Origin of the sequence: Streptomyces europaeiscabiei, from assembly GCF_001550375.1 — a bacterium.
Taxonomy (GTDB): domain Bacteria; phylum Actinomycetota; class Actinomycetes; order Streptomycetales; family Streptomycetaceae; genus Streptomyces; species Streptomyces europaeiscabiei.
Genome location: NZ_LRTR01000919.1, coordinates 1 through 7,783 on the forward strand (window position 1 = coordinate 1; position 7,783 = coordinate 7,783).

The following is a 7,783-nucleotide window of genomic DNA, read 5'->3' on the forward strand; positions in this document are numbered from 1 at the left end:
GCCGCGACGGCACACACCGTCGCGGCCCCGCCGCTGCTTTGCTGTGCCGACGCGCGTGGTTCACAACAGGAGAGGAGCGTTCGGGTAGCCGTCCAAGGGGCTCGCACGCTCCGAACACGCACTACGCGGCGAACAGGTTCACTCCAGTCAGCCCCGCCGACAGCCGCACAGGCGCGGTGCCTCCTCCGTCTCGATCGCCCAGTCCGTCCGCAAGAGCGGGCTCGGCGACAATCGCAGTCCTCCAGATAGAGCATGGATGACTGCGGTGTTCCGGTCTCAGCCCGCCCGCACCTCGCCCTCGGCACCCCCGAGCGGCACCCGAGCGGCACCCGGCGACCGTACGGAAGGCACACACGCCACAGGTCGAAGCCAGGGACCGCATCGGCAGGAAGGCGATCCGGTTCAGCGCCACGTAGGGATCCATCTCCATCGCCACCGTCCCTCAGGACAGACACGACGACGCAAGCCGACTGCCCCCGTCGCGGTCAGGCTGCCGCATCCCGTGCCGGCTGATCCGGGTCCGCAGTCCACGACGCGAGGAAGAGGAGCCCGTCATGGGACGGGGTCCCGGGCGCGGCGGTCGAGATCACCAGTTTTTGAGCAGGGTCGGCTGTGCAGGTCAGGCTGTCCCAGTCGAGGGTGAGGTCGCCGACGAGTGGGTGTCGCAGCCTCTTGGTGCCCATCCGCAGTCCGGTCATCTGGCGGCCTGCCCACCACTGCCGGAAGTCGGTGTCAGCCACCGAGAGCTCGCCGACGAGGGCGGCCAACCCGGGGTCGCCAGGGCGCTTGGCGGCCTCCAGACGCAGGTGGGCGACGCAGGTCCGGGCGTTCGTCCTCCAGTCGCGGTAGAGCTCCCGGAAGGCGGGGTCGGTGAAGAGCAGCCGGGCGTAGTTGCGCTTCCTCTCGGGGATCCGGTCGAAGTCGGTGAGCAGAGCGGCTGCCAGGGGGTTCCAGGCGAGGATGTCCAGGTGCCGGCCCAGGACGAGCGCGGGAGTCGCTGTCAGCTCGTCCAGGATGCGCCTGAGCTGCGGGTGGACCTTCTGCGCCGGTCGACGGCGCGGTTCATACTCGCCACTCGCGGCCAGCTCGACCAGGTGGTCACGCCGGTCGTCATCGAGGTGCAGGACACGGACCAGAGCGGTGAGCACCGACCTCGGCACGGGGGCTCGCCCCTGCTCCAACCGCGCGTAGGAGTACGCGCTGATTCCCAAGAGTTGGGCGACCTCCTCACGGCGCAGCCCCGGCACACGCCGAGATGCCCCGGACTCGGGCAGACCCACGGTCCGCGGGCTCAGTTGGGCTCGGCATTCCTTGAGAAATTTTCCCAATTCAGGAAAATGCGCTTCGCTGTCCATACCAACCAGTGTCGCAGCATTCATCCGAAAACTGAGGGGGAGAGTTTTGTCCCAGGGTTCGGTAATTCACCTTTTCCCTCCCGAGTGCGCGGCGCCGGATCAGGCCGTCAGTCACACCGGTCGACCGGACCGGCCGGCGGGGCCGCCGCGCTGACCGGAGGCCCACGAGGCGAGGTCACGTAGCGCGTCGTACGACGGCGTGCCAGGCTCCGCCGTCCAGACGACGAGTTCCTGATCGGGATCGCTGGCGCAGGTGAAGGTGTCCCAGTCAAGGACGAGTTCGCCGACGACGGGGTGGTTGAACCTCTTCATGCCCAGCCTGCGCGACGGCACGTGACGGCTTCCCCACCACTGACCGAAGTCCCTGTCCTGCACGGAGAGTTCGCCGACCAGGCTGGTCAGCCGCGGATCGTCCGGGTATGTGGCGGCCTTCATGCGCAGATGGGACACGCAGCCACGGGCGACGGCCCGCCAGTCCGCGTACAGCGTCCGCATGGACGGATCGGTGAAGAGGATACGGACACAGTTCCGCTTGCCTTCCGGCACCTTCGCGAAATCGGTCACCAGGGCGGCGGCAAGCGGATTCCACGCCAGAATGTCCATACTGCGGCCGATCACCACGCCAGGACTCACGGTGAGATCGCCGAGCAGGCGGCACAACTGCGGGTGAGCCTTCTGGACGGCCGGGCGACGGTGTCGCGCCCTTTGCCGGCCGGCCAGCCCGAACAGGTGGTCACGCTGGTGATCATCCAGATGCAGGACATGGGCGAGAGCGGCCAGCACTGACGCGGACGGCTGGATGCGGCCCTGTTCCAGCCGTGTGTAGTAGTCGGTGCTGATGGCGGCGAGCAGGGCGACCTCCTCCCTGCGCAGGCCAGGCACACGCCGGCCACCGGTGTCGGGCAGACCGACGGTGTGCGGGGTCAACTCAGCCCTCCGCACCTTGAGGAATTGTCCCAGCTCGTTCAGATGCGCGTCGCTGGTCATGACAGCCAGTGTCGCACCGCTCGGTCTGCACGAGGGGGGTAAGAATCTCTCCCCTGGATAAGCGATGCCCAGGGTGGAATTCTCCCCTTTGCGGATTCCCTCAGAAGTGGCAGGGTCGATGGCGTGTTCGGCGATCAGAGTCGGCCTACGGAGAGCATTCACCCGAACAAGCGGGACGGCCAACCCCCGGGACGGAATTACTTTCCGCACGTCACCGATATTCCGTATTTCCATGCCGCAGGCGGAGGAGGCGAGTAGAAACAGTGCGGACGGATGTCACCTTCGAGGCCGCCCACCAGGGCGTGAGTGAAGGCGAACCCCATTTCCTGGAGAACCCCGTCCAGCGAGCCGAGGACATCAAGAGCGCCGTCAGCTACCTCGGCACCCAGCAGGACGTCGACCCCGACCACATCGGTGCGCTGGACACACCCACCGGCGGCGGCCACGCGGTGGTGTACGCCACCATCAGCGACCAGCCCATCGGAGCCGTCCGCACGGTCAGCGCCGCCTGCAGCGGCAGCCCTGGCGCGACAGGCTCGGCGGCGGTCAGGACCCGGCCGTCTACCGCGATCCCGTCGCCCGCGCCGGCCTCCTGTGTACGGACGAGGCTCTCGACGAGCCCATCCTCCTCGGACACATCGTGCCCGAGGAAGCCGACGAGACGACGCCGGACCATCGCCGGCAGGGGCACGAGCACTGCCGCACCGCACACGATGCGCACCTGCGGTCCGAGAACGCGTGCGTTGCGCGGTGTCGACCAGATCGGCCAGTACGACTCCTTCGCCAACATCGGAAGCCTCGCTCCGCGCCCGCTGCTGATGATCGTGGGCAGCGAGGCCGCCACGGCCCACGTCAGCCGAATGGCCGTCGAACAGGCCGGGAAATCGAAGGAGTTGTCCTGGCTCGACGGCGCCTCCCACTGCGACCTGTACGGCAAGGACGAACACGTCTCCCCCGCCCTCGCCAAGCCCACCCCGTTCTCCGGTGAGCACCCGACCCAACCCCCGGTCGATGGCCGGGCAGCCTGAATCCCCCCTCATACACACGCAAGGAGCACCACCCCATGTCCGAACGGAAGAAGTTCGCGCCGCCGGCCATCCAGGAGTTCGCCCCCAAGCTCGCCGAGGTGACCGACACCGTCCTGTTCGGTGACATCTGGGAACGGCCGGGTCTGTCCCCGCGCGACCGCAGCCTCGTCACCGTCACCGCTCTCGCCGCCCTGTACCGAACCGACCAGCTCGGCTTCCACCTCGGCAAGGCGCTGGAGAACGGCGTGACCAAGGACGAACTGGTCGAGGCCATCACCCATCTGGCCTTCTACGCCGGATGGCCCAACGCCATGACCGCGATGACCCTCCTCAAGGAGATCGTGGAGAAGTCCGACCAGTCCGGCTGATGCTCATCCGCCCGCACGCACCCCACATCGCGGGCTCTCCCCCACACACCGCCGCCGCACGGCCCGGCGGCAGCACCACACCAGAGGGACGACACCCCATGGAACTGCTGGAGCAGTCTCCCCCCATGAAGCTTCCTGCCGAGTGGTTCACCGGCGACGCCTACGCGGACGTGACCCACCGCGGCGAGGACGCCTCGCGGATGCGGGCCAACATGGTCCGGTTCACCCCCGGCGCCCGCACCGCCCGGTACTCCCACGGCCTCGGCCGGACCCTCCGCGTCGTCGAGGGCATCGCCCTGGTGCAGTCCCGTGGCGGCGACATCGTCGAGGCTCATCCCATCGACGTCATCCACACGCCCCCGGGCGAGGAGCACTGGCACGGTGCCGCGCCCGACCGGTTCATGGTCCATCCCGCCCTGTGGGAGACGGACGACGCCACCTGGCTCGAACACGTCTCGGACGACGACTACAACGGCCGGCGCGTCAGCACCCGTACCCGCCCCTGACACCACGACAGACCCGACAAGAGCTGGGAAGGCACCATGCGAGCAACCATCATTCACGCGCCCGGTGACATCCGGGTGGAGAACGTTCCCGAGCCGAAGATCACGGCACCGACGGACGCGGTCATCCGCACCGTCGCCGCCTGCGTGTGCGGCTCCGACCTGTGGAGCTACCGGGGCGTCCTGCCGGTCTCCGGTCCGCAGCCGATCGGCCACGAATACGTCGGCATCGTCGAGGAAGTCGGCAGCGACGTGTCGACCGTCAGGCCCGGCCAGTTCGTCATCGGCTCCTTCGTCGCCTCCGACAACACCTGCCCGATCTGCCAGTCCGGCTACCAGACTTCCTGCCGGCACGCGCAGTGGGTGAACGGCGCCCAGGCCGAGTACGTCCGCATCCCCCTCGCGGACGGCACCCTGGTCGCCACCCCGGAGCCGCCGGCCGACGAGCTGATCCCGAGCCTGCTGACCCTCTCCGACGTCATGGGCACCGGCTGGTACGCCGCCAAGGCCGCTGAGGTCAAGCCCGGTTCGACGGCCGTGGTCGTCGGTGACGGCGCGGTGGGCCTGTCCGGCGTCATCGCCGCGAAGGAACTGGGCGCCGAGCGCATCATCGCCATGAGCCGGCACGAGTCCCGGCAGAAGCTCGCCCTGGAGTTCGGCGCCACCGACATCGTCACCGAGCGCGGCGAAGAAGGCGTGGCCCGCGTGAAGGAACTGACGAAGGGCATCGGCGCCGACTCGGTCCTCGAGTGCGTCGGCACCCAGGAGTCGCTGCACCAGGCCCTGCAGTCCACCCGCCCCGGCGGCAACGTCGGCTTCGTCGGCTTCCCGCACGGCTCGCAGATCGAGGGCCAGGAGCTCTTCTTCTCCCACGTCGGTCTGCGCGGTGGCCCCGCCCCCGTGCGCGCCTACCTTCCCGACCTCATCGACCGCGTCTTCAGCGGCCGTATCGACCCGGGCAAGGTCTTCGACCTCGCCCTGCCCCTGGACGAGGCCGCCGACGGGTACAAGGCCATGGACGAGCGCCGCGCCATCAAGACCCTGCTGCGCCCCTGACCTGAAGCCCGGCGGTGGTGGGCGCCCGATCCGCCGCGCCCACCACCGCCGGCACCACCGAGCAGCAGCGGCCGTTCGACGGTCGCAGCCACGGCACAGAACGGACCGACAGCCATGACCAGCGAGGCGATCGCCACCGTCGAGGCGTACTTCGAGGCCTTCGGCACACGCGACATGGAGCGCATCCTCTCCCACTTCGCGCCCGACGCGACCTGGATGATTCCGGGTGATCCGGCCCTGACCCCCTGGGCCGGGAACCGCACCGGGCCGGAGGAGATCCGGCAGTCCCTCACCGCGTTCTTCGCCGCCGTCGAGCCACTCACATTCGGGCTGGGCAGCATGGTGGAGGCCGACGGACGGGTCCTGGCACCTGGCCGGTACGCCTCCCGGTTCCATCCCTCGGGGCAGGTGCTCGAAAGCGAGATGATCCTGCGATTCACCGTCGCGGACGGTCTGATCACCGACTACCGCGTCTTCGAGGACTCACTCGGAATCACCCGTACCCACCTCGGTGACCCACTCACCACCAGTCCCGCCTGACCGCAGGTCATCCGGTCCCTGCACCACGTCGGCGCCCATTCCCACGCCCTTCCCGGTCTCACGAGGGCCTGCCGGGGCGGCCTGGCCGTCACCGCGGTGACGGCCATCGTCGACGCTGCGGCAAGTCTTTTCCTGAGACCGGCCCGGCGACCGTGACGAGGCACCTTCCGCATGCCCGCGCTGAAGAGAAAAGAGATAGGAGAACCACCGATGGCGACATGGACCAGCGACGAGCTCAACCGCATCGCCGGAGCAGACGAGTTGGAGATGGCACCGCTCCGCCATGACGGCACCCTGCGGGCGCCGGTGCCGATCTGGGTCGTCCGCGACGGTGAGAACCTGTACGTCCGCTCCTTCCGGGGCACGGACGGCGGCTGGTGGCGCACGGCCCGCGCGAACCATCAGGGGCATATCCGCTCCGGCGGGGTCGACAAGGACGTCGTCTTCGCCGAGGTTCCGGACTCCGAGGTCAACGACCGTATCGACACCGCGTATCGCACCAAGTACGGCCGCTTCGGCGGCGCGTATGTCGATCCGATGGTGGCGGCACGCTCGACGACGCTGCGGCTGGTACCCAGATGACCAAGACCATCCTGGTGGAAGGCGCCGAGCCGCCACCGACACCCAGTCCCTCGCAGGAGTAAGCGCCATGCTCGGTCTCGAACTCGTCGTCGTCCTGGGTGCGGCCGTGCTGGTGGGCAACGTCCTGGGCCAGCGCTTCCGCGTCGCACCACCCGTCGCACTCCTCGTCGTGGGCACGCTCCTCGGTCTCGTCCCCGCCGTCCGCCAGACCCAACTCCCACCCGAAGTCGTACTGTTGCTCTTCCTCCCCGTATTGCTGTATTGGGAGAGCCTGACCACGTCCATGCGGGAGATCCGTACGAACCTGCGCGGTATCGTCCTGCTCAGCACGGTCCTGGTGATCCTGACCGCAGGTGCCGTGGCGGTTGCCGGGCACGCGCTCGGACTCCCGTGGGGACCTGCCTGGGCGCTGGGCGCGGCCGTGGCTCCCACCGACGCCACAGCCGTCGGCGTCCTGGCCCGCTCTCTGCCGCGCCGCCAGGTCACCGTGCTGCGTGCCGAAAGCCTCGTCAACGACGGCACCGCCCTGGTCATCTTCGGCCTGGCGGTCGGGATCACCGTCGGCGAGGAACACCTCACCCTTCCGCACGTCGGCGCGCTGTTCCTCCTGGCCTACGGCGGCGGGGCCGCGGTAGGCGTGGCGGTCGCGTGGATCAACATGAACCTGCGGCGCCGACTGGACGATCCCCTGCTGGGCAACCTCGTCATGATCCTGGCTCCGTTCACGGCGTATCTGCTGGCCGAGATGATCCATGCCTCAGGCGTCCTCGCGGTCGTCGTGAGCGGGTTGATCATGGCTCAGGTGGCTCCGAGCCTCATCCGTGCCGAGCACCGCCGCCAGGCACTGGCCTTCTGGCCACTGCTCACCTTCATCATCAACGGCGCACTGTTCGTCCTGGTCGGAGTGGAACTGCAGTACGCGCTGCGCCACCTGAGCCGATCCGATCTCAGGGATGCGCTGATCGCGGTCGGAGCGGTCAGCGTGGTTCTGGTCGCGGTCCGCTTCGCATTCCTGTTCTCCTCCGCGTACCTGATCCGCGCGATCGACCGACGTCCCCAGCAGCGGGACCTGAGAATCAGTCACCGGGCCCGCGTCGTCAGCGGACTGGCGGGCTTCCGGGGCGCGGTGTCGCTCGCGGTGGCGCTCTCGGTACCGGCAACACTCGACTCGGGCGAGCCCTTCCCCGACCGCGCCTTCATCGTCTTCGTCACCTCCGGCGTCATTGTCGTGACACTCGTGGTGCAGGGGCTGCTGCTGCCGGGCGTGGTGCGCTGGGCCCGGCTGCCTCGCGACACCTCCGTCGACGAGGAAGAGGTCCTCGCCGACACCACCGCGACCGAGGAAGCCCTCCAGGCGCTCCCGC

The 7,783-nt window shown here is 68.7% G+C and carries 9 protein-coding genes; 7 read left to right on the forward strand and 2 right to left on the reverse strand.

Going from position 1 to position 7,783, the window contains the following annotated elements; all coding sequences use genetic code 11:
• Window positions 1-485: 485 nt before the first annotated feature.
• Window positions 486-1,355 carry a helix-turn-helix transcriptional regulator gene (locus AWZ10_RS46220; RefSeq protein ID WP_046702443.1) on the reverse strand — a complete coding sequence of 290 codons (870 nt, stop codon included), beginning with the start codon at window positions 1,353-1,355 and terminating at the stop codon, window positions 486-488.
• Window positions 1,356-1,466: 111 nt separating this feature from the next.
• Window positions 1,467-2,342 carry a helix-turn-helix domain-containing protein gene (locus AWZ10_RS46225; protein WP_060894242.1) on the reverse strand — a complete coding sequence of 292 codons (876 nt, stop codon included), beginning with the start codon at window positions 2,340-2,342 and terminating at the stop codon, window positions 1,467-1,469.
• A gap of 263 nt (window positions 2,343-2,605) precedes the next feature.
• Between AWZ10_RS46225 and AWZ10_RS46230 the strand changes: the two genes are divergently transcribed.
• The 7 genes from AWZ10_RS46230 to AWZ10_RS46260 all read left to right on the forward strand — a co-directional run.
• A complete protein-coding gene (locus AWZ10_RS46230) occupies window positions 2,606-3,370 on the forward strand; it encodes an alpha/beta hydrolase (protein ID WP_060894243.1) in 765 nt (254 codons plus the stop codon).
• A 35-nt stretch (window positions 3,371-3,405) separates the two neighbouring features.
• Window positions 3,406-3,738: a carboxymuconolactone decarboxylase family protein gene (locus AWZ10_RS46235; RefSeq protein WP_046702445.1), complete on the forward strand. Its 333-nt coding sequence runs from the start codon at window positions 3,406-3,408 to the stop codon at window positions 3,736-3,738.
• A gap of 98 nt (window positions 3,739-3,836) precedes the next feature.
• Entirely contained in the window at window positions 3,837-4,244 is a 408-nt protein-coding gene (locus tag AWZ10_RS46240; RefSeq protein WP_060894244.1) for a cupin domain-containing protein, read from the forward strand.
• Window positions 4,245-4,280: 36 nt separating this feature from the next.
• The gene (locus AWZ10_RS46245; protein WP_060894245.1) at window positions 4,281-5,297 is read left to right on the forward strand and encodes a zinc-dependent alcohol dehydrogenase family protein; all 1,017 of its coding nucleotides are present in this window, start codon (window positions 4,281-4,283) and stop codon (window positions 5,295-5,297) included.
• 114 nt (window positions 5,298-5,411) lie between these two features.
• The gene (locus AWZ10_RS46250; protein WP_052769439.1) at window positions 5,412-5,837 is read left to right on the forward strand and encodes a nuclear transport factor 2 family protein; all 426 of its coding nucleotides are present in this window, start codon (window positions 5,412-5,414) and stop codon (window positions 5,835-5,837) included.
• Between the two features lie 210 nt (window positions 5,838-6,047).
• Window positions 6,048-6,419, forward strand: coding sequence for a DUF2255 family protein (locus AWZ10_RS46255; RefSeq protein WP_060894246.1), 372 nt, complete (start codon window positions 6,048-6,050; stop codon window positions 6,417-6,419).
• A 67-nt stretch (window positions 6,420-6,486) separates the two neighbouring features.
• Window positions 6,487-7,783: Na+/H+ antiporter (locus AWZ10_RS46260; RefSeq protein WP_060894247.1), on the forward strand; the 1,297-nt coding region annotated here is incomplete at its 3' end.